At 73.3% G+C, this 22,796-nt stretch carries 21 protein-coding genes; 6 read left to right on the forward strand and 15 right to left on the reverse strand.

The window, feature by feature from the left end:
- The coding region (locus tag ACH9D2_RS13235) for a PIG-L family deacetylase (RefSeq protein WP_396363272.1) at nt 1-626 on the forward strand (626 nt) is incomplete at its 5' end.
- A gap of 215 nt (nt 627-841) precedes the next feature.
- On the opposite strand, the gene ACH9D2_RS13240 is transcribed toward ACH9D2_RS13235, so the two are convergent.
- The 9 genes from ACH9D2_RS13240 to ACH9D2_RS13280 form a co-directional block, all read right to left on the reverse strand.
- Nucleotides 842-2,197 carry a glucose-6-phosphate dehydrogenase gene (locus ACH9D2_RS13240; RefSeq protein ID WP_396363273.1) on the reverse strand — a complete coding sequence of 452 codons (1,356 nt, stop codon included), beginning with the start codon at nt 2,195-2,197 and terminating at the stop codon, nt 842-844.
- Nucleotides 2,198-2,225: 28 nt separating this feature from the next.
- Nucleotides 2,226-3,773: an AMP-binding protein gene (locus ACH9D2_RS13245; RefSeq protein ID WP_396363274.1), complete on the reverse strand. Its 1,548-nt coding sequence runs from the start codon at nt 3,771-3,773 to the stop codon at nt 2,226-2,228.
- 65 nt (nt 3,774-3,838) lie between these two features.
- On the reverse strand, nt 3,839-4,291 hold the full coding sequence (locus tag ACH9D2_RS13250) for a MaoC family dehydratase (protein WP_396363275.1): 453 nt from the start codon (nt 4,289-4,291) through the stop codon (nt 3,839-3,841).
- Nucleotides 4,292-4,323: 32 nt separating this feature from the next.
- Complete coding sequence (gene fabG / locus ACH9D2_RS13255; RefSeq protein ID WP_396363276.1) at nt 4,324-5,082, reverse strand: 3-oxoacyl-ACP reductase FabG; 759 nt, start codon at nt 5,080-5,082, stop codon at nt 4,324-4,326.
- Between the two features lie 43 nt (nt 5,083-5,125).
- Nucleotides 5,126-5,878, reverse strand: coding sequence for an SDR family oxidoreductase (locus ACH9D2_RS13260; protein WP_396363277.1), 753 nt, complete (start codon nt 5,876-5,878; stop codon nt 5,126-5,128).
- Nucleotides 5,875-7,089, reverse strand: a complete 1,215-nt coding sequence (locus tag ACH9D2_RS13265) for an acetyl-CoA C-acetyltransferase (protein ID WP_396363278.1) — start codon at nt 7,087-7,089, stop codon at nt 5,875-5,877. Before ACH9D2_RS13265 ends, ACH9D2_RS13260 begins: the two co-directional genes overlap by 4 nt.
- Nucleotides 7,090-7,133: 44 nt before the next feature.
- The gene (locus ACH9D2_RS13270; RefSeq protein WP_396363279.1) at nt 7,134-8,348 is read right to left on the reverse strand and encodes an acyl-CoA dehydrogenase family protein; all 1,215 of its coding nucleotides are present in this window, start codon (nt 8,346-8,348) and stop codon (nt 7,134-7,136) included.
- Between the two features lie 44 nt (nt 8,349-8,392).
- On the reverse strand, nt 8,393-8,671 hold the full coding sequence (locus ACH9D2_RS13275) for a hypothetical protein (protein ID WP_396363280.1): 279 nt from the start codon (nt 8,669-8,671) through the stop codon (nt 8,393-8,395).
- Nucleotides 8,620-9,276 (reverse strand): ATP-binding cassette domain-containing protein, encoded by a 657-nt coding sequence (locus ACH9D2_RS13280; protein ID WP_396363281.1) that lies wholly within the window; start codon nt 9,274-9,276, stop codon nt 8,620-8,622. Before ACH9D2_RS13280 ends, ACH9D2_RS13275 begins: the two co-directional genes overlap by 52 nt.
- Nucleotides 9,277-9,469: 193 nt before the next feature.
- Here ACH9D2_RS13280 and ACH9D2_RS13285 point away from each other — a divergent pair, with 193 nt between their 5' ends.
- Nucleotides 9,470-10,720 carry a helix-turn-helix domain-containing protein gene (locus ACH9D2_RS13285; protein ID WP_396363282.1) on the forward strand — a complete coding sequence of 417 codons (1,251 nt, stop codon included), beginning with the start codon at nt 9,470-9,472 and terminating at the stop codon, nt 10,718-10,720.
- A gap of 6 nt (nt 10,721-10,726) precedes the next feature.
- Here the strand turns inward: ACH9D2_RS13285 and ACH9D2_RS13290 are convergent, their stop codons facing one another.
- The 3 genes from ACH9D2_RS13290 to ACH9D2_RS13300 all read right to left on the reverse strand — a co-directional run bounded on the left by ACH9D2_RS13290 (nt 10,727) and on the right by ACH9D2_RS13300 (nt 13,777).
- Nucleotides 10,727-12,202, reverse strand: coding sequence for a flavin-containing monooxygenase (locus ACH9D2_RS13290; protein WP_396363283.1), 1,476 nt, complete (start codon nt 12,200-12,202; stop codon nt 10,727-10,729).
- Between the two features lie 61 nt (nt 12,203-12,263).
- The gene (locus ACH9D2_RS13295) at nt 12,264-13,106 is read right to left on the reverse strand and encodes an alpha/beta fold hydrolase (protein WP_396363284.1); all 843 of its coding nucleotides are present in this window, start codon (nt 13,104-13,106) and stop codon (nt 12,264-12,266) included.
- The gene (locus ACH9D2_RS13300) at nt 13,103-13,777 is read right to left on the reverse strand and encodes a TetR/AcrR family transcriptional regulator (RefSeq protein WP_396363285.1); all 675 of its coding nucleotides are present in this window, start codon (nt 13,775-13,777) and stop codon (nt 13,103-13,105) included. Before ACH9D2_RS13300 ends, ACH9D2_RS13295 begins: the two co-directional genes overlap by 4 nt.
- 119 nt (nt 13,778-13,896) lie before the next feature.
- Between ACH9D2_RS13300 and ACH9D2_RS13305 the strand changes: the two genes are divergently transcribed.
- Both ACH9D2_RS13305 and ACH9D2_RS13310 read left to right on the forward strand, forming a co-directional pair.
- Nucleotides 13,897-15,828, forward strand: a complete 1,932-nt coding sequence (locus ACH9D2_RS13305) for a glycoside hydrolase family 15 protein (protein WP_396363286.1) — start codon at nt 13,897-13,899, stop codon at nt 15,826-15,828.
- 30 nt (nt 15,829-15,858) lie between these two features.
- Nucleotides 15,859-16,752, forward strand: coding sequence for a fructosamine kinase family protein (locus ACH9D2_RS13310; protein ID WP_396363287.1), 894 nt, complete (start codon nt 15,859-15,861; stop codon nt 16,750-16,752).
- 73 nt (nt 16,753-16,825) lie between these two features.
- Here the strand turns inward: ACH9D2_RS13310 and ACH9D2_RS13315 are convergent, their stop codons facing one another.
- Nucleotides 16,826-17,728 (reverse strand): tryptophan-rich sensory protein, encoded by a 903-nt coding sequence (locus ACH9D2_RS13315; RefSeq protein WP_396363288.1) that lies wholly within the window; start codon nt 17,726-17,728, stop codon nt 16,826-16,828.
- 165 nt (nt 17,729-17,893) lie between these two features.
- Between ACH9D2_RS13315 and ACH9D2_RS13320 the strand changes: the two genes are divergently transcribed.
- Entirely contained in the window at nt 17,894-19,177 is a 1,284-nt protein-coding gene (locus tag ACH9D2_RS13320; protein WP_396363289.1) for a saccharopine dehydrogenase NADP-binding domain-containing protein, read from the forward strand.
- A 78-nt stretch (nt 19,178-19,255) separates the two neighbouring features.
- On the opposite strand, the gene ACH9D2_RS13325 is transcribed toward ACH9D2_RS13320, so the two are convergent.
- On the reverse strand, nt 19,256-20,431 hold the full coding sequence (locus tag ACH9D2_RS13325; RefSeq protein WP_396363290.1) for a zinc-dependent alcohol dehydrogenase: 1,176 nt from the start codon (nt 20,429-20,431) through the stop codon (nt 19,256-19,258).
- Nucleotides 20,432-20,503: 72 nt separating this feature from the next.
- Nucleotides 20,504-21,331, reverse strand: a complete 828-nt coding sequence (locus ACH9D2_RS13330) for a hypothetical protein (RefSeq protein WP_396363291.1) — start codon at nt 21,329-21,331, stop codon at nt 20,504-20,506.
- A 203-nt stretch (nt 21,332-21,534) separates the two neighbouring features.
- Here ACH9D2_RS13330 and ACH9D2_RS13335 point away from each other — a divergent pair.
- A partial coding sequence (locus ACH9D2_RS13335) for a copper amine oxidase (protein ID WP_449555787.1) occupies nt 21,535-22,796 on the forward strand: 1,262 nt, incomplete at its 3' end.

The following is a 22,796-nucleotide window of genomic DNA, read 5'->3' on the forward strand; positions in this document are numbered from 1 at the left end:
AGCGCCGGAGGGTGCTGGCCGTGGGGGCGCACCCGGACGACCTCGAGCTCGCCTGCGGGGCGACCCTGGCCAAGCTGGTGGACACCGGCCACGAGGTCCGCGGTCTGGTGATGAGCTCCGGCGAGGTCGGCGGCAACGTGGGTCTGCGCCCGGCCGAGGCCCAGCGCGGCGCCTCCTTCCTGGGACTCACGGGCCTGCGGGTGCACGACTTCCCGGACACGAAGCTGGAGACCGTGAGCAACGACATGGTGCGGGCCATCGAGGCCGCGATCCGGGAGTTCGAGCCGGACGTGATCTTCACCCACTCCGCCCATGACCAGCACCAGGACCACTACGCGGTGCACCAGGCCACCCTGCGCGCGGCCCGGGCCCACCACTCGATCCTGTGCTTCGAGTCCCCGTCGGTGACCCGCGACTTCGACCCGTCCGTGTTCGTGGACATCGACGGCTACGTCGACGTCAAGGTCGAGGCCGTGCTCTCGCACCGGGACCAGGCCGGCAAGCCCTACATGACTCCGGGGCGGGTCCGCGGCATGGCGGCCTTCCGCGGGGCGCAGGCGAAGAACACCAACGCGGAGGCCTTCGAGCCGGTCCGCCTGCTCGGCTCCGCGATCGGCGACCTCTGACCCCTCGGATGCCGGGACGTCCTCGCGGACATCCCGGCACCCCGCAGGATCTCGGCGGAGGAGCAGGGCGACGATCCCGCTTGGAATCCCGGGCGGGGATCCCGGGCGGGGATCCCGGGCGGGGATCCCGGGCGGGGATCTCGACGGGGGACCCGGGCGCGGATCCCGACGACGGTGCGGCGGCGCCGGACGCGCTCCGGCCGGCGCCGCCCCGCTCAGACGGGGCCGGAGCTGCCGGCCGGGTACTCGAGCAGCGGGACCCGGCCGTCCTCGAAGGCGGCCAGCACCTCCTCGACGATGCGCCATCCCTGCTCCGCCGCGTCCCCGCGGACGCTGAAGGTGTGGTCGCCCTCCAGGATGCCCCGCAGCACGCTGCCGTAGGCGGTCAGGCCCGGCCGGGCCATCCCGGACGAGAGCGTCACCCGGGTCATCCCGCGGGAGTCGAAGGGCCCGCCCACATTGAGCTCCAGGCTCAGCTGCTCCTCCTCGAGGCCCGTGCGCAGGACGTTCGGCGCGACGTCCCCGGCGCGGGGCAGCTGCTCGTAGTCGTGCGGCGGACGGCGGAACGTGACGGCGATCTCCTGGCGGGGGTTGCCCACCGCCTTGCCCGAGCGCAGGGTCACCGGCACGCCGTTCCAGCGCCACGTGTCGACCTCGAGGACCACCTGCGCGAACGTCTCCGTCCCGCGCTCCGGGTCCACCCCCTCCTCGGCCGTGTAGTCGGGCAGCTCACGGCCCTCCACGCTGCCGGCGGTGTAGCGGCCCCGGGTCGCGGCCCCCTCGACGTCGCCCTCCCAGAGCTTCGCGGCCCGCAGCACGTGGCTGGTCAGCGTGGGGATCTCCACCTGGTCGAACGAGGAGGGCGGTTCCATCATGACCAGGGCCATGACCTGCAGCAGGTGGGACTGGACCATGTCCCGCAGCGCCCCCGTGGCGTCGTAGAACCCCGCGCGGCCCTCCAGGCCCAGGGTCTCGTCGAAGACGATCTCCACGGACTCCACGTGCTCCCGGCTCATGAGCGGCTCCAGCAGCCGGTTGGCGAAGCGCAGCCCCACGAAGTTGAGCACCGCCGGCATGCCCAGGAAGTGGTCCACCCGGAAGGTCCGCTCCTCCGGGACGAGCCGGCCCACGAGCCGGTTCAGCTCCCGGGCGGTCTCCGTGTCGGAGCCGATCGGCTTCTCGAGGGCCAGCACCAGGTCCTCCGGCAGGTCCAGGCCGGCCATGACCTCGCACGCCTTCGCGGTGACCGCGGGGGGCAGGGCGAAGTACAGGCAGACGGGGCCCTCCACGGTGTCGAGCAGGCGCTCGAGATCCCCGGCGTCGGTGACGTCGCCCGCCACGTAGCGGGCGCTCTCCCGCGTGTGCGCGGCGGCGGGTCCGGTCGCGCCGACGGAGTCGAAGGCCTCCGCCACGACCTGCCCCCAGCCCTCCGAGGGCTCGCGCGAGGAGCCGACGACGTCGATCCGCAGCTCCGGGGTGGAGGTCAGGAGCGTGCCCAGGCCCGGCAGGAGCAGGCGGGACGTGAGGTCGCCGGTGGCGCCGAGGATGATCAGGGTCCTGATGCTCGTCATGTCAGCACGGTACCCCGGGACCAGGCGCTCAGGCCTGTTGCGTGATCCCGGCGGTGACGTCCCGCGCGATCTCCCGCTTGAGGATCTTGCCCGTGGCCGTCTTCGGCAGGTTCCCGACGACGTGCACCTCTCGGGGGTACTTGTAGACGGCGAGGGAGCGCTTCGCGTGCTCGACGATCTCCTCGGAGGTCACGCTCATGCCCGGCCGGGCGCTGAGCACCGCCACGATCTCCTGACCGTGCCGGGGGTGGGGCCTGCCGACGACCGCGACCTCCGAGACGGCGGGGTGCGCGGCGATGACCTCCTCGACCTCGCGGGGATAGACGTTGTACCCGCCGCGGATGATGAGCTCCTTTTTGCGGTCGACGACGAAGACGAAGCCGTCCTCGTCCATCCAGCCCGTGTCCCCGGTCCGCAGCCAGCCGTCACGCAGGGCGGCGGCCGTGGCCTCCGGATTCCCGTAGTAGCCCTTCATGATCGTCGGGCCACGATAGAGCAGCTCGCCCACGTGCTCCGGGCCCCGCGGCAGGACGTCGTCGTCGGCGTTCACGACCCGGCACTCGGTGCCCCACAGGGGTCTGCCGATCGACAGCGGCTTGCGCTCCTCCCGGGAGACGTTGGCCGAGACGGAGCTCGTGGACTCCGACAGGCCGTAGCCCTCGAGCACCGTCGCGTGGGGGAACTCCGCCTCGAAACGGTGCAGCGTCTCGCCCGGCAGCGCGGCACCGCCCGAGGTGACGCGCTCCACGCTGGACAGGTCCCGTCCCGCGGTGCCTGCCTCGAGCATGGCGATCAGCATGGTGGGCACGGCGGAGAAGCGCACCACCCGGTGGTGCTCGATGAGGTCCATGGCCGCGGCCGGGGCGAAGCGGGGGAGCAGGACCATGGGAACGCCGAAGCGCACCGCGATGTTGAGCACGCTCGTGAGCCCGTAGACGTGGAAGAACGGCAGGATGGCCAGGGTCGTGTCGTCGGGTCCGATCCCCACGCGCTCGGTCGATGCGGTCGAGTTCATGTAGATCCCGAAGTGGGTGAGCTCGGCGCCCTTGGGGGTGCCGGTGGTCCCGCTCGTGTAGATGATCACCGCGGTGTCGTCCGCGTTCGTCGCCGCCGCGTCCACGGGGGCGCGGCGGGCGAGGAGCTCGGCGAAGTCGGCGGTGCCCTCGGGCCGCGACCTCGACCCGGTGTCGACCACGTACACCGCGACGTCGCCGGTCTCGCGGGCCGCCTTGAGGGCCTCGGCCGCCACCAGATCGGTGGTCACGAGCAGCCGGCAGCCCGAGTTCCTCAGCTGGAAGGCCATCTCCCGCGCGGTCAGCAGCGGGTTCATGGGCACCATGACGTAGCCGGCGCGGACGAGGCCGTAGTACGCGAAGAGGAACTGCGGGACGTTCGGCAACTGGACGCCGATCGTGGAGCCGGGTTCGAGACCCAGGGCCCGGAGGTTCGCGGCCACGAGGTCCGCTGCGGCGTCGACCTCACGGAAGGTCCACCTCCGCTCCCCGAGCACCATGCAGGTCCTCCCGGGGGAGGTCTCGGCCGTCTCGCGCAGCATCATGGACAGGTTGAAGCTCATGGATCTCTCCTTCTCGGGCGCTCGCCGCCGGGGCGATCGCCCCGGCGTTCTGGGGGCGGACCGGCTCAGCTGCGCAACCACGAGACGATCTCGGCGACGCAGGCGGGCTTGTCGCTGTCCTCGACCTCGACCGTGACCCGGACGGTGGACTGCGCTCCCTGCGGGCCCCGCTCGAGCTCGATCAGCTCCGCGCCGGCCCGGACCCGGCAGCCGACCGGCACCGGGCGGGGGAAGCGGACCTTGTTGGAACCGTAGTTGACGACCATCTTCAGGCCCTCGACGCGGTAGACCTCCCGCAGCAGCGCGGGGAGCAGCGAGAGGGTGAGGAAACCGTGCGCGATGGGGCCCCCGAAGGGACCGGACCGCGCGCGCTCCGGATCGGTGTGGATCCACTGGTGGTCGTCGGTGGCCTCGGCGAAGAGGTCCACCTGCTCCTGCGTGACCGTCCGCCACTCGCTGTGGCCGAGGTGCGTGCCCAGCGCCCCGGCGTAGTCGTCGATCCCGGTGAAGCTCTGCATCGTGATGTCTCCTGCGGTCGGAACGGATGGGGTCAGGCGCGGGGGCCGCCGGCGACGTAGAGCACCTGGCCGGAGACGAACGACGCGTCCTCGCGCACGAAGAAGGACGCCGCCGCGGCGATGTCCTCGGGCGTGCCGGTCCGGGCGACGGGGATCTGCCGGGCGGCGTTCGCCACGAACTGTTCGTAGGCCACGCCCATGCGCTCGGCGGTCGTCCGCGTCATCGCGGTCTCGATCAGCCCCGGGGCGATGGCGTTGACCGTGACGCCGAACTTCCCGAGCTCGATCGCGAGGGTCTTCGTGAAACCCTGGATGCCGGCCTTGGCGGCCGCGTAGTTGGCCTGGCCGCGGTTGCCCAGGGCCGAGGTGGAGGAGATGTTCACGATCCGGCCCCAGCCCTGCTCGGTCATGTGCGCCTGCACGGCGCGGGACATGAGGAAGTGGCCGCGCAGGTGCACGTTCATCACGGTGTCCCAGTCGTCGGCGCTCATCCGGAACAGCAGGTTGTCCCGCAGCACGCCGGCATTGTTGACGAGGACGGTGGGCGGGCCCAGCTCGGCGGCCACGGAGTCGACGAGCTCGGTGACGGAGGCCTCGTCGGCGACGTCCGCGGCGTAGGCCCGGGCCGTGCCCCCGGCCGAGCGGATCGCGTCGACGACGTCGGAGCACGCGTCCGCGGAGAGGTCGACGGCCGCGACGGCCATGCCGTCGGCGGCGAGTCGCTGCGCGAGCGCGGCACCGATGCCGCGGGCCGCGCCGGTGACGACGGCGGTGCGCTGGTTCGTGGTCATGGGTCCTCCGGTGGGTCGAGGTGGTCGAGTGGGTGTGGTGGGGTCAGAGCGGGCCGGTGAGGCCGGATCCGCCGTCGAGCACGAGGGAGCGGCCCGTGATCCAGGAGGCGTCCTCGGAGAGCAGGAAGGCGGTGGCGGCCGCGACGTCGTCGGCGGTGCCGATCCTGCCGAGGGGGTAGCCCGCCGCGACCTGCTCCTCGCCCCCGGCGAGCAGCGCCGCGGCGAACCGGGTGCGCACGATCGCCGGCGCCACGGCGTTGACCCGCACGGCCGGGGCCAGTTCGAGGGCCAGTTCCTCGGTGAGGTGCAGGACGGCGGCCTTGGTGGCCCCGTAGAAGGCGAGGCCGGGGGCGGGGCGCGTGCCCGCCACGGAGGCGACGTTGACGACCGACCCGTGCGGGCCGAGCCCGGCGCGCACGGCCGTGCGGGTCATCGAGAGCGTGCCGAGCACGTTGACCTCGAAGATCTTGCGCGCCGCCGCGTGGTCGAGCTCGTCCAGGGTGCCGTGCACGGGGTTGATCCCGGTGTTGTTCACGAGGTGGTCGAGCCGGCCGAACGCCTCGAGGGTGCGCTCGACCACCGCCGCGTGGTGGTCGGGGTCGCTTCCCTGGCCCGGCACCGCGATGGCCCGCTCGGGACCGCCGAGGGAGTCCGCGGCGGCCCCGAGGGCCTCGGGCCTGCGGGCCGTCAGGCAGACTCTGGCGCCCTCGGCCACGAGCCGTTCGGCGATGCCGAGGCCGATGCCCCGGCTGGCGCCGGTGACGACGGCGACCCTGCCCTCGAAGCGGCCGCTCACGAGAGCCGTTCCACGATCATGGCCATGCCCTGGCCACCGCCCACGCACATCGTCTCCAGGCCGATCTGCTTGTCGTGCTGGCGCAGGGAGTTCAGCAGCGTGGCCGTGATCCGGGCGCCGGTCATGCCCCACGGATGGCCGAGCGCGATGGCCCCGCCGTTGACGTTGAGCCTGTCCTCCGGGATGCCGAGATCCTCGGCGGACGGCAGGACCTGGGCCGCGAAGGCCTCGTTGAGCTCGACGAGGTCCACGTCGCCGATGCCCATCCCGGCCCGGGCGAGCGCCTGCCGGGACGCCTCGACGGGGCCCATGCCCATGATCTCGGGCGAGAGGGCGGTCAGCCCGGTCGAGACGATGCGGGCGAGCGGGGTGAGCCCCAGTTCCTTCGCCCGGGTGTCGCTCATGACCACGAGCGCGGCGGCGCCGTCGTTCATGGGGCACGCGTTGCCGGCGGTGACGGTCCCGTCGGGGCGGAACACCGGGCTCAGCTGGGAGACCGCCTCGAGGGTGGTGCCGGCCCGGGGGCTGTCGTCCTGCGTCACGAGCGTGCCGTCCGGCAGCGTGAGGGGGGCGATCTCCCGGTCCCAGAACCCGGAGTCCCGGGCCCGCTCCGCGCGGTTCTGCGAGCGCACCGCGTAGGCGTCCTGCGCCTGCCGGGAGACGCCGCGCAGCTGTGCCACGTTCTCCGCGGTCTGGCCCATGGCGATGTAGACGTCCGGGACCCCGCCGTCGGCGCGGGGGTCCTGCCAGGTCTCGGCGCCGCCCGCTGCCCGGTGGGCGGAGCGCTCCCAGGCCTCCCGGAAGTACGGGTTGCGGGTGTCCTCGTCCGAGCGGCCCCGGCCGAGGCGGCTCGTGGCCTCCACCCCGGCCGAGACGAACACGTCCCCCTCGCCGGCCCGGATGGCGTGCATCGCCATGCGGGTGGTCTGCAGGCTGGACGAGCAGAAGCGGGTGATCGTGGTTCCTGGGACGTCGTCGAGGCCGGCGCGGACGGCCACGAGGCGGCCGAGGTTCTGGCCGGACTCCGCCTCGGGGACGCCGCAGCCCAGGATCAGGTCGTCGATCTCCGAGGGGTCCAGTGCGGGGACCTCGGCCAGGGCGGCGCGGACCATCTGGGCCGCCATGTCGTCGGCGCGCATCTCGCGCAGGGAGCCCTTCCGGGCGCGGCCGATGGGGGAGCGGACGGCGGAGACGATGACAGCTTCGGGCATGGTGTTCCTTCCGGTGGTGACGGGTGCGGTGGTGGTGCGGCTGCTCAGGCGAAGGCCGAGACGCCGGTGATCGCCCGGCCGACGATGAGGGACTGCATGGAGTCGGTGCCCTCGTAGGTGTAGACCACCTCCATGTCGGTGAGGTGGCGTGCGACGTCGTTCTCGAGCAGGAGCCCGTTGCCGCCCAGGATGTCGCGGGCGGTCGAGACCACCCAGCGGGCCTTCTTCGCCGCGGTGAGCTTGGCGAGGGAGGCCATGGGGCCGGTGAGGACGCCCTCGTCCTGGAGCTCGACGAGCCGGAAGCAGATCAGCTTGATCGCGGTGGTCTCGGCGAGCATGTTGGCGAGGTTGTTCTGCACGAGCTGGTAGCTGCCGATGGTCCGCCCGAACTGCAGGCGCTCGCCCGCGTAGCGGACAGCGATCTCGTAGGCGGCGACGGCGTGGCCGAGCGCCTCCCACGCCACGCCGCCGCGGGTGGCGTTGAGGACCTTGTTGACGTCCTTGAAGGAGTCGCAGTGCTGGAGGCGGTTCGCCTCGGGGATGCGCAGGCCCTCGATGACGATGTCCGGCTGCAGGATCGCGCGCTTGCCGATCTTGCCGGTGATCACCGTGGGCCGGAACCCGGCGGGGAACTCCTCGTCCGGTTCGCGCTCCAGGACGAACGCCTTCACCCGGCCGTCCTCGACGTCCCGGGCGTAGACCACCACCACGTGGGCGTAGGAGGCGTTGCCGATCCAGCGCTTCGCGCCGTCGAGCACCCAGGTGTCCCCCTCGCGGCGGGCGGTCGTCTCGAGGGCCACGGAGTCGGAGCCGTGGTCCGGCTCGGTGAGCGCGAACGCCCCGATCCGCTCGAACCGGGCCATGGCCGGCAGCCACCGCTGCTTCTGCTCCTCGGAGCCCATGGCGTTGATCGAGCCCATGGCCAGGCCGGAGTGCACCCCGAAGAAGGTGTTGATCGAGCCGTCGCCGCGGGCCAGTTCCAGCGAGACCTGGGCGCCGGCCATCCGGCTCATCCCCGGGCAGCCGTGGCCCTGGATGACCGTGCCGGCCACGCCGAGCTCCGCGAGCTTCGGGACCAGTTCGAAGGGGAACTCCGCGCGCTCCCAGTAGTCGTTGATGACGGGCCGGACCTCTTCGTCGACGAAGGCGCGGACCTTGTCGCGGATCGCGACCTCCTCCGCGGTGAGGCGGGCGTCGAGCCGGTAGATGTCGTGGTCCTCCAGCACGGAGGTCCGGGGGGTGGTGGCGGTCTGGGTCATGGGGTGCTCCTGGTGACGGTCGGTGGGGTCGGTGGGTGCCCGGTCTACTCGGAGGTCTCGGGGATGCCGCCGGCCGGCGGTGCGGCCTGCTCGGTGTCCAGCTCCTCGATCGGGGCGTCGCCGAGGTCCGAGACGTAGGTGGGCGTGATGGGCTCCGCTGCGCCGTCGCGGACCTCCGCGGGGGTGCCGCGGGCGATCCTGCGGCCGAAGTCCAGGACGACGATGTCGTCGCACACGCCCATCACGAGGTCCATGTGGTGCTCCACGAGCATCACGGCCATCCGGTCGCTGAGGGCGCGGATGAGCTCGCCGAGCTCGTCCATCTCGGCGTTGGAGAGCCCGGACGCGGGCTCGTCCAGCAGCAGCTCCGGCTCGACCGCGACCGACCGGCCAGGGCGACGCGCTTGCAGACGGGATCGGGCAGCGACGGCGGGAGGCGGTCGGCGTGGTCGGCGATGCCCAGTTCCTGGAGGATGCCCATGGCCCGCTCGCGCAGGGCGTGCTCCTCGCGGCTGCTGCGGCCGCCGCCGAGCAGCCCCGCGAAGAACCCCGAGCGGGCGTGCCGGTCCAGCCCGACCAGGACGTTCTCGAGCACGGTGAGCCCCTCGAACAGTCCCAGGCCCTGGAGGGTGCGCGAGATGCCGAGCCCGGCCAGCCGGTGCGGGCGGCGACGCTCGACCTGCTCGCCCTTCCAGGTCAGCGTTCCCTCCTGGGGCTGGAGGAAACCGCACGCGACGTTGAACAGGGTGGTCTTGCCGGCGCCGTTGGGGCCGATGACGCCCTGCACGGTGCGGGGGCGGACGTCGAGGAAGACGCCGCTGAGGGCACGGATCCCGCCGCAGCGCACCTCGATGCCGTCCATGCTGAAGAGCGGGTCGTGGGTCGCGACGCGGGGGATGTCCGGCTCGACGGTCGTGGCGGTGCTCATCCGTCCTCCTGGTCGTGGGTGGCTCGTCGGGGCCCGTCCGTGCGCTCGTGGGGGAGGACTCGGGGGCCGGGTCCCAGCATGTGCGCCGGATCACATCCGTCCTATGGGCGCGGTGCACAAAGCTCCTTGTGCACCGGGCGCGCCGGGGCCCCCGGACCCGGTCGCCGCGCATCGGGCGTGACATCGTGGGGAGATGGACACGACGACGACGGACCTCTTCGCCGGGTCCGGGCGGGAGGAGCGGCTCCGGGCGGCGTGGACCGAGATGCTCGAGGACTCCGACCGGATCGCGGACGACATCACCGCCACGATGCTCACGAAGGACAGAGGCTCCGGGTGGTCGACCCCGGAGCTGCGGGCGGTGCTTCGGCGGAGCACGCGCGAGCACGCCCGGCGGGGCCTGAGCCGGCTCGCGGGCCTCGTCGACGACGAGGGCCGATCGGCGCGGGTGGTCGACGTGTGGCGGTCGACGGGCATCGAGCGGGCGCGCCAGGGCGTGCCGCTGGAGGCGGTGCTGTCCGCGTACACCACGGGCAACCTCCTGCTGTGGGAGGCCATGACCGATCGGGTGCGGGACGGCCGGGCGGACGTCACCGCCGAGGAGCTCGTGGCCGCGGGCCGGCGGCTGTGGCGGGACCTGGGGATCCAGGGCGAGGTGATGAGCCAGGCCTACCGCCGCGAGCTGGCCCGGCGCGAGCTGCGCGACCTGCGCCGGCAGGAGAGCTACCTCGCCGGGCTGCTGGAGGGCCGGGCCTCGGACCCGGAGTTCGCGGCACAGGCGGAGGAGATCCTGGGCATCCGTCCTGATGTCCCGGTCGCGTGCGTCGTCGCGGTCCTGGAGGACACCCACAGCGAGCCCCTGCACCACCCCGAGGACCGTGTCGAGCGGATGGGGGGCACCTCCCGCTGGGGCGTGCGCGACGGCGCGCTCTACGGCGTGGTCACCCTCCAGGGCGTCGACGAGTCGTGGCTGACGGACGTGCTCCGCCCGGTGGTGGCAGGCCGCGTCGGTGTCGCGCTCGCCCGGCGCGGCATGGCGGGGGCGTCCGCCGCGTTCCGGCTCGCGGCGCGCGCCGCCGCCACGCTCCCGGCGGGCGAGCAGCGCCTCGTGTGGGCCTCGGCCCGGCTCCCGGAACTGCTGCTCGGGACGAGCCCCGAGGTCGGTTCGATGATCGTGGAGCAGGTGCTGGGCCCCGTGCTGGCTCTGCCGGACCACCAGCGCACGACGCTGCTGGACACGCTCCGGTCGCTGCTGCGGCACAGCGGCTCGGCGACGCACGCGGCCGAGGAGCTGTTCTGCCACCGGAACACCGTGATCTACCGCAGCCGCCAGCTGGTGGAGCTGACCGGCTGCGACCTGCAGGAGCCGCGCGGGCGGCTGCTGCTCGAGCTCGCCGTCATCGCCCGGGACCTCGCCGTGTCCTCCGGGCGGGACGAGGCCTGAGGCCGGTCAGCGGGGCACCGGCTGACCGGCCGGCTGCCGGTAGCGAGCGGGGTCGAAGCGGCCGTTGACCCGGCGGAACGAGTAGGCGCTCTCCGGCCACAGGGTGGTGAGCCGGCCGTTGCGCCGGTCCACGTACCAGGAGCGGCACCCGCCCTCCAGCCATACGGTGCCCTGGGCCATCCGCTCCACCTCCGCCATGAACTGCTCCTCGGCCCCGGCGTCCGCCTCGAGGACCTCGATCCCGTGGGCCTCCATGTGCTCGAGGGCGTCGAGGATCCGGGCGATCTGGGACTCGGCGATGTAGACCGCCGAGTTGTGGCCGAGACCGGTGTTGGGCCCGTTGACGACCCACAGGTTCGGGAACCCGTGCACGGAGGTGGTCCCGAGGGCGCGCATCCCGTCCGCCCAGGCGTCGCTGAGCCGCTGCCCGCCCGTCCCTTGCACCCTGTAGGAGATGGGCAGGTCGGTGGCCTCGAAACCGGTGCAGGCGACCAGGACGTCCAGCTCGTGCAGCGTGCTCCCGCGGGTCAGGACGCCCTCGGGGACGACGCGCTCGATCCCGTCCGTCTCGAGGACCACGTGCGGCCGGGCGAGGGCCGGGTAGTAGTCGTCCGAGCGCAGCACCCGCTTGCAGCCGAGCGTGTAGTCGGGGGTGAGCCGGCGGACGAGCTCGGGGTCCTCGACCTGCCGGTGCAGGTGGTCCAGGGCGGCCCTCGTGACGGCCTCGACCAGGTGAGGGGTGCCGCGGCGCTGGGCGTACCGCTCCTCGTTCGTCCAGAAGATCTCGGCGCGCTCGGCCTCGAGGGCCGCCGGCATGCGGGCGAACATCCGCTTCTCCGCCTCGGCGTAGGGCCGGTCCCGCCGGGGCGTGATCCACGGGGCGGAGCGCTGGAAGACGACGAGCCGGGAGGTGTCCTCCGCGATCTGCGGCACGACCTGCACGGCAGTGGCCCCGGACCCGATCACCCCGACCCGCCGGCCGCCGAGCTCGACGTCCTCCGGCCAGGCCGCCGAGTGGAACAGGTCCCCGCCGAAGTCCTCGAGCCCGTCGATCTCCGGCAGCCGGGGTTCGGACAGGTGGCCCACCGCGCTGATGAGCACCGCCGCCCGCAGCGTGCCGCGGTTCGTCCGGATCGTCCACGCCCGGTCCTCCGGGGACCACCGGGCCTCGAGCAGCTCGGTGCGCAGCCGGATGCGGTCCAGCAGGCCCTCCTCGCGGACCGTGTCCTGCAGATACTCCAGGATCTCCTGCTGGGGCGCGTACAGGCGGCTCCAGTCCGGCTTGGGCCGGAACGAGAACGAGTACAGGTGCGACGGCACGTCGCACGCGGCTCCGGGGTAGTGGTTGTCCCGCCACGTCCCGCCCACGTCCTCGCCGCGCTCGAGGACCACGAACTCCTTGTCCGTGTGCCGGGCCAACCGGGTCGCCATGCCCAGTCCGCCGAATCCCGCGCCGACGACGACGATGTCGACGTTCTCCATGCTCATCACCTCTGCAGTTGTGCTGGTCCGTGCGTCCTGGGCGTCCGTGCCGCTGCGGGGCTCAGACCGCGATCGGGTCGAGCACGCCACCGGCGGGCAGCCGGGCCGGATCGGCCAGGAAGTCCTCGAGCAGGGACACGAGCTGCGCCGGGCGTTCCGTGGGGATCGCGTGGCCGCAGGGCAGCTCCGCGAGCCGTGCGTCGTCGATCGCGCCCAGCAGCATCCGGCTGTGCCGGACCGGGACCATCTGGTCGTGGGTGCCGGCGACGAGCAGCGTGGGGGCCGTGATCCGGGCCGCCGGGCCGCTGATGTCCACCTCGCGGTTGAGCCTCATCTGCGCGGCGACGTCGGGAGCCGTCCCGTGCGCGCGGACCAGCGCGGCGACCTCCTGGTCGGTGCGCCGGCCCAGGAACGGGTCCCCGAACGCCGTGAACGTCGAGAACAGGCGCAGGGCCTCCGGGTCCGTGGCGTGCAGGCGCTGCCACAGGTCGTTGCGCAACCGCTGGTGGGCGTCGGTCACGAGCCAGCCGGCGACCAGCGCGAGCGTGCGGACCCGCTCGGGCGCCGTCCCGGATGCCGCGGCCGCGACGACCGCGCCGAGGGAGTATCCGACGAGGTGCGCGGGCCGGTCGGGCACCCGGTCGCGCAGCACGGCCAGCGTCTGCTCGACGAGAGCGTCCAGGGACAGCCCGTCACCGGCCGGGGCGAAGTCGATCCCCACGGTCCGGTGCCGGACGGCGAGCAGCGGGTAGACGGTGCGGAAGTGGCTCGCGGTGTCCCCGCCGGTGCCGTGCAGCAGCACCACCGTGGGCCGGGGATCGCCGGGCTCGCCCGTGTCGTGCACACGGACGGTGCCGCCGGGGGAGCGGACCTCGTGCGGGACCGCGTCGGGGTGGATGCTCACGGTCGGGTCTCCTTGCGAGGGGTCGGTCCGGGGGCGGGGCCGGTGGCCGGGGCCGGCAGCAGGAGCTCGAGCTGGGCCGCGAGGCGCCGGCGGAGCCGCTCGCCGAACGTGCCGGGGGCGAAGCGCCGCACCGGCGAGCGGGTGATCTCGTGCACGTAGGCGGCGTTGCAGTTGAGGGCCACGGCCTCGGCGTCGGCGTCCCGCCGCAGGGCCCCGGCGCTCCGTCCCTCCTCGATCGCGGAGGCCACGAGGGCGATCACCCGGTCCCCCTGGGAGATCGACACCGGGGCGAGGTCGGAGGCGTCGTCGAAGCCCACGAGCGTGAACGCCGCGACGTTGACGGGGTCCTGCGCGTAGAACCGGGCGCGCTCGTCGTAGACGGCGTAGACCCGATCCACGTAGGAGCGGCCGTCGCCGCGGGGCGCGCGGGTGTCCCGTTCGACGATCCGGTCGACGCAGGCGGTCACCCGGTCGCCCACGACGGTCAGGAGCAGGGCGGACTTGCGGGGGAAGTAGCGGAAGAGGGTGGCCTCCCCGACGCCCGCGCGCTCGGCGATCTCGCGCGTGGTCACGCGCTCGTAGCCCTTCTCCTCGAACAGGGCGTCCGCGGCGGTGCAGATCCGGGCCATCCGCTCCTGCTGAGCGCGCTCCCGCAGTCCGGGACCGGTCATCGGGTCCCTCCTCATCTGAGAGTGCACTCCGATCGGAGTGCACTCTCGGAATGGCATCGAGTGGCGTCCGCCACCAGAGGCGGCGCGGGCCGGAGGGCACCGGCTGGTTCAATGGGTGGATGAGCGACGACGCGACCCGGCCCCCGTCCACCCCCTTGGAGGACTACGCGCTGCTGTCCGACCTGCACACCGGGCCTCTCGTGTCCCGGGACGGCAGCGTCGACTGGCTGTGCTTCCCCCGCTTCGACTCGCCGTCGGTCTTCGCGGCCCTGCTCGGCACCCCCGAGGACGGGCGCTGGAAGCTCTCCGCCGTCGACGGCAAGGTGACGTCACGCCGTTACCTGCCTCGCACCTTCGTGCTAGAGACGATGTGGCGCACGCCCACCGGGACCGTCGTGGTGACCGACTTCCTGCCCCCGGTGGCGGCCCGGGACGACCACCCGGACCACGCCGACTTCGTGCGGCGGGTCGAGTGCGTCTCCGGGACGGTCGAGGTGGAGCACGACCTGCGGATCCGCTTCGACTACGGGCGCGCCCTGCCCTGGACGCGGCGGGTCGACATCGACGGCAACGGCACGTGCGGGCACCTCTCGATCGCCGGTCCGGACGCCCTCCTCCTGACGGGACCGATGCTGCACCCCGAGGACTTCCCGCGCGACGGCGTCGGCCCGGGGGAACCGGGGCACGCCGACGACGAGGAGGGTGCTGTCGCCGACCGGCTCGGCGGACGCTTCCCGCTCTCGGCGGGGGAGTCCCACGACTGGGTGCTGACCTGGCACGAGTCCCACCACGAGCTGCCCACGCCCGTGGACCCCGCCGCCGCCCTCGACCGGGCGGTGTCCTTCTGGACCGAGTGGTCCTCCCACGTGGGCACCCACAAGCGCCACGAGCAGGCGGTCCTGCGCTCGCTGCTCGTGCTCCGGGCCCTCACCCACCGCGGCACCGGAGGGATCGTCGCGGCTCCCACCACCTCCCTGCCCGAGGAGTTCGGGGGCAGCCGCAACTGGGACTACCGCTACACCTGGCTCCGGGACGCCGCCCTGACCATCGAGGTGCTCGTCGCCCACGACTTCACCGACGGCGCCCTGCACTGGCGCAACTGGCTGCTGCGGGCCGTGGCCGGGGACCCCGACCAGATCCAGATCATGTACGGCCTGGCGGGGGAGCGCCGGCTGCCCGAGAGCGAGCTGGGCCACCTCGGCGGGTACGAGGACTCGACTCCCGTGCGGATCGGCAACGGCGCCGTGGGCCAGTACCAGGCGGATGTCATCGGGGAGGTCATGCTCGCGCTCGCCGCCCTCCGGGACGCCGGCGTGGAGGAGGACCATTCCTCGTGGGGGCTGCAGAAGAACCTGCTGCGCTTCTGCGAGCGCAACTTCGACCGGGCCGGCCACGGGATCTGGGAGATGCGCGGGCCCTCCGCGTTCTTCGTGCACGGGCGCGCCATGATGTGGGCGGCCTTCGACCAGGGGGTGCGCGCGGTCGAGGAGCACGGTCTCTCCGGGCCGGTGGAGCGGTGGCGGGAGCTGCGGGACCGGCTGTGCGCCGAGATCATGGAGCACGGCTTCGACGAGGAGCTGAACACGTTCACGCAGACCTACGAGAACACCGAGGTGGACGCCTCGCTGCTGCAGCTGCCGCACACGGGTTTCGTGGCCTACGACGACCCGCGGATGCTCGGCACCGTGGCCCGGATCGAGCGGGACCTGCGGGGCGCGCACGGGCTGGTGCACCGCTACCGGACCGCCTCCGGCCTGGACGGTCTCGAGGGCGACGAGTACCCGTTCCTCATCTGCACGTTCTGGCTCGTGGAGCAGTACGCCCGCAGCGGGCGGATGGACGACGCCGGTGAGCTCCTGGAGCAGCTCGTGGGCTACGCCAACGACCTCGGCCTCTACGCGGAGGAGTACGACCCCGTCCGCGGACGGCTCGCCGGGAACTTCCCGCAGGCGTTCAGCCACCTCGGGTTCATCCGCGCCGTCGACGCCGTGGTGCGGGGGCGGGCGCGGGCCGACGTCGAGGCCGGTGTCCGAGCCCGTGCCGAGGAGTAGAGCCGAGCAGCGAGGAGGAGAACGGGAAGCATGAGCACCTTCGACGGGGCAGCCGACCTGCCGCACGACCTCCCGCACGACCTCGCCGACGGTCTCGGGGTGGACCGGGCCGCCCCTCTCGGCGGCGGCGACACCGCGTCGGCCTTCCGCCTGGAGACGGCGCGGGGACCCCTGTTCGCGAAGACGATGGTGGACCCGCCCGCCGGGATGATGGCGGCGGAGGTCGCCGGCCTGCACGCCCTGCGGGAGCACGCCCCGGAGTTCCTCGGGGTGCCGGAGGTCGTGCGGTGGACCGACGAGGGCATCGTCCTCGAGTGGATCGACGAGGCCCCCGGCCGGCGCCCGCCCGGGACCGAGGAGGAGTGCGGGCGCGGGCTCGCGGCGCTGCACCGGACGGAGGGCAGGGCCTTCGGCGGACTCGACCCGGAGCTGCCCGGGAGGATCGGGTCCTTCGCGGTGGACCTGTCCCCGACCCGGGACTGGGCGGCGTTCCTGCTCGAGCGGAGGATCCGTCCGCTCCTGCGGGACGCGGTCGGGGCCGGCCGGATCGACCCGCGCGCCGCGGATCTGCTCGAGGAGCTCGCCCCGCGGGCCCAGGAGCTCGCCGGGCCGCAGGAGCCGCCCACCCTGGTGCACGGCGACCTGTGGGCCGGGAACCGGCTCGTGGACGCCCAAGGGCGGAACTGGCTGATCGACCCCTCGGCGTACTGGGGGCACCGCGAGGTCGACATCGCGATGATGCTGCTGTTCGGCGGCTTCGGCGAGGAGTGCCTGGCCGCCTACGACCACGAGCACCCGCTCGCGCCCGGATGGCAGGAACGGGTGCCGTGGTACCAGCTGCCGCCGCTGCTGGTGCACGCCGTCCGGTTCGGCGGCGGCTACGGGGACGCGGCCGTGCGGGCGCTCCTGCGGCTGCGCGGCTGATCAGCCGCGCCGATCAGCGGTGGTGATCAGCCGTGGTGATCGGTGCTTGTGATCGGTGGCGGGAGCAGGGCCTTCAGCGCTGCCCGTCCACCGTCCGGCCGGTGCGCGCGGCGGAACCGGTCCTGTGCTGGCCGGACCCGTGCTGGGCGGAACCGTTCCGAGCGCCGGCGCGCCGGCGGAAGTACGCGGTGGCGAGCACCACCAGGACCGCAGCCGCGGCCGCGCCCCAGGCCACGAGCATGGACCGCGGCTCGTCCGTGGCCCGGCCGACGGCGATCCAGGACAGCCCCCACGCGGACGCGGCGGCCACGGCCCAGCGGCCGCCGACCTGCTGCTGGACGGCCGCGACGACCGCGGCGAGCACGAGCACGACGAGGACGCCGATCCACTCGGCGCCCCGGCCCTCCTGCGACACGCCCGACGCCACGAGGGCGGCCGCCACGTTGGCCGCCGTCGCGACGGACACCCATCCCAGGTACAGCCCGAAGGTGCCGTCGACCACGACCAGGTCGAGCGGGCCGCGCCGGCCCGGGAGCCGGGTCAGCCGCTGCACCAGCAGCCCCAGGACGAGGACCAGGGCGACGATGACCCCGACGCTGGCCCAGATCCAGCCCTGCTGGGTGACCAGCAGCCAGCCGGCGTTGAGGAGCATGGACGCCGCCGCGAGCCAGCCCGTGGCGCGGGCCCGGGGGTCCGTGGTCCGCGAGGGCAGCCACTGCCAGACGGTGTAGGCGAACAGCCCCAGGTAGATCACCGACCAGATCGAGAACGCCGTGCCGGCCGGGGCGAGCAGGGTGGCGTCCGCGGAGAGGCTTCCGCCGGAGGTCTCCTCGACCCGGGTGCCGAAGACGCCGATCCCGACGAGCGTGCCCAGGAGGCACGCGATCTCGCTGACGGTGACCACGACCTGACGGACGCGGTCCGCGGTGGTGGGCCGCGGGTCGGTGTGGCGGGTGTCGGCCGGGGAAGCGGTCACGGCGGGGCCTTTCTCGAGGGACGCGAGCCGAGGAGCACGGGTCGAGGGACGCGGGTCCTCGACCGCCACGGTAGGCCCTGGACCTGATCACCACCAGGGACGGCACGGCGTCCGGGGCGCTCCCGTTCCCGGCCGGCGGCCCGGCAGTTCCCCTAGAGTGGCCGGATGGAACCCCACCAGAACTCCCGGCCCGTCGTGGGCCTCCTCGGCGCCACCGGCATCACCGGGCGCGTGGCACTGGCCCATCTCCTGGCACGGGCGCCCGAAGCCGGAGCGGACGTCGTCGTCGGCGCCCGGGACCCCGAGCGCGTGCGGGCCCTGTGCGCCGAACGGGACCTCCCCATCCCCGAGGTCCTGCACGCCGACATCGCGGACCCCGGCTCCCTGCGCGCGTTCGTCCGCCGGCTCGACGTGCTGGTCGATCTCGCCGGGCCCTACACCCGGCTGGCGCCGCCGGTGCTCGCCGCGTGCGTCGCGGAGGGCACCCACTACGTCGACGTGACCGGCGAGTCCCAGCTCGTCCACCGGACCGACCGGGACCTGCACGAGACCGCGCGGGCCGCCGGGGTCGCGATCGTGCACACCGCGGGCTTCGAGGCCCTGCCCGCCGACGTCCTCGTCGACGCCGCCCGCCGGCACGCCGCGGCCCGGGGCGAGACCCTGCGCACCGCGGACCTCGTGACCTCCGTGCGCACCCCGCCGGGGACCGGGTTCTCGGAGTCGGTCTCGGGCGGCACCGTGCAGAGCCTCGTCGAGGTGCTGCGGGACCCCGATCCCGCCCGCACCGGGGACGTCGCCGCCCGCCTGCCGGACCCCGCGCCGGGCAACGGCACGGCCTCGGACCCCGACGCCGTCCGCGCCTTCAGTCCGCTGCGCCTGCGCGCCCGGACCGCGGACGGCCGGGTGCTCGCGGCCATGAGCCCGCTCGCGGCGATCAACCCCCCGGTGGTGCACCGCACCCAGGCCCTCAGCCCCGTCCCGGGCGCCGCCGCGCACCCGGTGGCCTTCCGCGAGGCCATGGCCGTGGGCCGCTCGGGCGGGCTCCGAGGAGCCGGGCGCTTCGTCGCGGCGGAGGCGGTGGCCGTCTTCCAGGCCCTCGCCGGGCTCGCCACCGGCCTGCCGCACCCGGTGCGCGTGCGGCTCGCCGACGTCCTGGGGGGAGTCCTGCCCCAGGCGGGGACGGGTCCGGTGGGCGACGTGCGCACCGGCTGGTCGTGGACGACCCGCGGCGTGTTCACCACCCACGAGGGGAGCAGCTTCCCCGCCGTGCTGGAGGCGCAGGGCAACCCCGGCTACGGGACCACCCCGTGGCTGACCGCGGAGCTCGCCCTGCGCATGGCGGTGCGCGGCGTCCCGGACGCAGCCCTCGGCTCGAGCACGCCCGCCCTCGCCCTGGACGGCGATCTCGACGCCCTGCTGCCGGCCCGGGTGCGCATCACGGTCGGCTGAGGACGGTCGGCCGAGCACGCGCCGGCCCCTGTCCCTCGCGAGGAACAGGGGCCGGCGGCACGTCCGCGGTGGGCGGCGCTACGGCTTGAGCACCACCTTGATGCAGCCGTCCTCCTTCTTCTGGAACTTCTCGTACATCTCCGGCGCCTGCGCCAGCGGCACCTGGTGGGTCGCCAGGTCGAGGACGCCCAGCGGGTCGGAGGGGTCGTCCACGAGCGGCAGGAGCTCGTCGATCCAGAACTTCACGTTGCACTGGCCCATGCGCATCTGGACCTGCTTGTCGAACAGCGTGAGCATCGGCATGGGGTCCTTCATACCGCCGTACACGCCGCTGAGCGAGATCGTGCCGCCGCGCCGGACGGCGTCGATGGCGGTGTACAGCGCGCCGAGCTTGTCCACCCCGGCCGTCTCCATCGCCTTGCGGCCCAGGGGGGACGGGAGCAGCCCCACGGCCTTGTGCGCCGCGCCGGCCACGTGGGAGCCGTGCGCCTCCATCCCGACCGCGTCCACCACCGAGTCCGGGCCGCGGCCGTCCGTGAGGTCCTTCAGCCGCTCGGCTACGTCGCCCGAGGAGTCCAGCGTCTCGACGCCGTGGCGCTCGGCCATGGCCCGGCGCTCGGCCACCGGGTCCACCGCGAGCACGCGGTAGCCCAGGTGCCGGCCGATCCGGGCGGACATCTGGCCGATCGGACCCAGGCCCAGCACGGCCAGGGAGCCGCCCTCCGGGGGAGCGGCGTACTTCACGGCCTGCCACGCGGTGGGCACCACGTCGGAGAGGTACAGGTACCGCTCGTCCTCACCCGTCTCGGGGACCTTGATGGGCCCGTAGTCGGCGTGCGGCACCCGCAGGTACTCGGCCTGCCCGCCCGGCACGGAGCCGTAGAGCCGCGAGTAGCCGAGGAACGCCGCGCCGCTGTTGTACTCGCGGACCTGGGTGGTCTCGCACTGCGACTGCAGCCCCCGGTCGCACATGAAGCAGTGCCCGCAGGAGACGTTGAACGGGATGACCACGCGGTCCCCGGCCTTGATGTGGGTGACGGCCGAGCCGACCTCCTCGACGATGCCCATGGGCTCGTGGCCGATGATGTCGCCCTTGTCCATGAACGGGCCCAGCACCTCGTACAGGTGCAGGTCCGATCCGCAGATCCCGCTCGAGGTGATCCGGACGATCGCGTCCGTGGGCTCCTGGATCTGCGGATCCGGGACCTCCTCGACGCTCACGGAGCGCTTTCCCTGCCATGTCAGAGCCTTCATCGATCCTCCTTCTCAGGGCCGTCCCCTCCGGACCGGATGGACAGCCTGCTGATCTGTTCGGTCGGGCCCAGCCTACTCGGCGGTCTCCCGGCCCGCATAGTGCCCGGACCCTGACCCGGGCTCGGACGGGGACCCGGACCCGGACCCGGGCTCGGACGGGGACCCGGACCCGGGTTCGGACCCAGGCCCGGTCTCCGCCCCGGCCGCCGCCTCGCCCCGGAGGAAGTAGGCCCCGACCGAGCCGGCCAGGGTCGCGAAGACGGCCACCGAGTAGAGCGCCAGCACCACCTCCAGCACGCGGGGGAAACCGCCCGGCGCCCCGAGCTCCCGGCCCGTGACGGTGGACATCGCCGCGTCGGAGAGCGCGGGGCCGTACGCCGCGTAGTGACCGAGGACGTACAGCAGCTGGCTCGAGACCAGCACGACGACACCGGTGACCGCCGCGAGCCAGCCGATCCGGCTGGACAGCAGCTTCCCCGCCGAGCGCGAGCCCCGCACCCCGGCCGAGAGCACGCTTCCCGCCCGCGTCAGCCGGGTGAGCCGGAGCAGCCGGGCGGCCTGCAGCGCGCGGACGAAGCGCAGGAAGGGCAGCAGCAGGAACAGCACCTGCCACCAGTTGCGCTTCCAGAACCGGGCGGAGAACCGGGCGACGTAGGCCCGCAGCAGGAACTCCCCGACGAACACGGCCCAGAAGAGCCAGCCGACCACGTTGAGGACGGCCACGAGCCCGGGTTCCTCGGCGAGCAGCTGGCCCAGCACCACGAACAGGAACAGGATGCCCAGCACGCCCATCGGTCGGTCGAGCCGGTGCGCGAGCCCCTCCGCCAGGCCGAGCTGCTCGTCGTCGTCGTCGTCGACCGGCCGCCGGCCCCCGTGCCGGGCGTCGTCGTTCTGCTCCACTGCTGTCCTCTCCGTCGCGCCGGCCTTCTCCTGGGGCCACGGTAGGTCACGCCGCCCGGAACGCGGGCCCTTGACCGCCCGTGCACGCCCGTTGACGGCGCGTGCAGTGAACCGCCCGACCCTCGGCGGGAGGGTGTGTCCGGGCTCACACTGATCGTGTTCCCACCCGGGGTCGCACCCGTTCCCGTCGAAGGAGTACCACCGTGCAGCAGACCGCTCTCACCACCTCGCCCTCCGGGCTCGGGGTCACCCACCCGCTCGACATGCTCACCGCCGCCGAGATCTCCGCCGCCCGTGCCGTGCTGGGGCAGGCCGGCCTCCTGCGCCCGTCCACCCGGTTCCCCCGGGTGATGCCCGTGGAGCCCCCGAAGTCCGTGGTCCTGGCCCACACGGAGGGCGACGACGACTTCGACCGGTCGCTCGACATCACGCTGCTGGACACCGACACCGCCGAGACGCGGCGGGCGGTCGTCTCCGTGACCGCCGGAGAGGTCCGCTCGATCGAGACCCTGCGGACGGGCGAGCACCCCTACGGGCAGGCGCAGTACATGTTCGAGGAGTACGACCGCGCCGCGGAGATCGTCATGGCCGACCCGCGCTGGCAGGAGGCCATGGCCCGCCGGGGGATCGAGGACACCACGCACAGCTTCGTGGCCCCGCTGGCGCCGGGCTTCTTCCCGCGGGAGGACGAGACCGGCAAGCGGGTCATCCGCTCCCTGACCTTCCACCGCCGCTTCGAGGGCGACAACCCGTGGGGCCACCCCGTCGAGGGCCTCGTCGTGCACATCGACCTCACGGCCGGGGAGGTCATCCGGGTCGAGGACGACGGCGACGTGCCCGTGCCCATGGCGGACGCCAACTACACCCCGGAGTTCGTGGGCCCGGCCCGCACCACCCTCAAGCCCCTCGACATCGTCCAGCCGGAGGGCCCGTCCTTCCAGGTGGACGGCACCCACGTGACCTGGGAGAACTGGAAGCTGCGCATCGGCTTCAACGCCCAGGAGGGCCTGGTGCTCAACCGGGTCACCTTCCGCGACGACACCGGCGAGCAGCCCGAGGACCGCTCGGTGCTCTACCGGGCCTCCGTGCCGGAGATGGTCGTGCCCTACGGGGACACCACGAACACCCGCTTCTGGATCAGCTACTTCGACGCCGGGGAGTACCTGCTCGGCAAGAACGCCAACTCGCTGAAGCTGGGCTGCGACTGCCTCGGGGTCATCCAGTACTTCGACGCGTTCGTGGCCGACGACGAGGGCCACCCCATGGAGATCCCGCACGCGGTGTGCATGCACGAGGAGGACTACGGCGTGCTCTGGAAGCACACCGAGTTCGGGGAGGCCCCGCAGGTGCGCCGCTCCCGCCGGCTGGTGATCAGCTACTTCGCCACGATCGGCAACTACGAGTACGGCTTCTTCTGGTACTTCTACCTCGACGGCTCCATCCAGGTGGAGGCCAAGGCCACCGG

It is taken from the genome of Kocuria rhizosphaericola (genome assembly GCF_044462205.1).
Classification (GTDB): Bacteria; Actinomycetota; Actinomycetes; order Actinomycetales; family Micrococcaceae; genus Kocuria; species Kocuria rhizosphaericola.

What these genes read in the sequence shown, in the direction of transcription:
- ACH9D2_RS13325 (WP_396363290.1), bottom strand. Translation starts at nt 20,431, where the DNA reads ATGAAGGCTCTGACATGGCAGGGAAAGCGCTCCGTGAGCGTCGAGGAG.
- ACH9D2_RS13275 (WP_396363280.1), bottom strand. Translation starts at nt 8,671, where the DNA reads ATGGACGAGCTCGGCGAGCTCATCCGCGCCCTCAGCGACCGGATGGCC.
- ACH9D2_RS13265 (WP_396363278.1), bottom strand. Translation starts at nt 7,089, where the DNA reads ATGCCCGAAGCTGTCATCGTCTCCGCCGTCCGCTCCCCCATCGGCCGC.
- ACH9D2_RS13285 (WP_396363282.1), top strand. Translation starts at nt 9,470, where the DNA reads ATGGACACGACGACGACGGACCTCTTCGCCGGGTCCGGGCGGGAGGAG.
- ACH9D2_RS13240 (WP_396363273.1), bottom strand. Translation starts at nt 2,197, where the DNA reads ATGACGAGCATCAGGACCCTGATCATCCTCGGCGCCACCGGCGACCTC.
- ACH9D2_RS13305 (WP_396363286.1), top strand. Translation starts at nt 13,897, where the DNA reads ATGAGCGACGACGCGACCCGGCCCCCGTCCACCCCCTTGGAGGACTAC.
- ACH9D2_RS13280 (WP_396363281.1), bottom strand. Translation starts at nt 9,276, where the DNA reads ATGAGCACCGCCACGACCGTCGAGCCGGACATCCCCCGCGTCGCGACC.
- ACH9D2_RS13245 (WP_396363274.1), bottom strand. Translation starts at nt 3,773, where the DNA reads ATGAGCTTCAACCTGTCCATGATGCTGCGCGAGACGGCCGAGACCTCC.
- ACH9D2_RS13300 (WP_396363285.1), bottom strand. Translation starts at nt 13,777, where the DNA reads ATGACCGGTCCCGGACTGCGGGAGCGCGCTCAGCAGGAGCGGATGGCC.
- ACH9D2_RS13320 (WP_396363289.1), top strand. Translation starts at nt 17,894, where the DNA reads ATGGAACCCCACCAGAACTCCCGGCCCGTCGTGGGCCTCCTCGGCGCC.
- ACH9D2_RS13310 (WP_396363287.1), top strand. Translation starts at nt 15,859, where the DNA reads ATGAGCACCTTCGACGGGGCAGCCGACCTGCCGCACGACCTCCCGCAC.
- fabG (WP_396363276.1), bottom strand. Translation starts at nt 5,082, where the DNA reads ATGACCACGAACCAGCGCACCGCCGTCGTCACCGGCGCGGCCCGCGGC.
- ACH9D2_RS13270 (WP_396363279.1), bottom strand. Translation starts at nt 8,348, where the DNA reads ATGACCCAGACCGCCACCACCCCCCGGACCTCCGTGCTGGAGGACCAC.
- ACH9D2_RS13290 (WP_396363283.1), bottom strand. Translation starts at nt 12,202, where the DNA reads ATGGAGAACGTCGACATCGTCGTCGTCGGCGCGGGATTCGGCGGACTG.
- ACH9D2_RS13250 (WP_396363275.1), bottom strand. Translation starts at nt 4,291, where the DNA reads ATGCAGAGCTTCACCGGGATCGACGACTACGCCGGGGCGCTGGGCACG.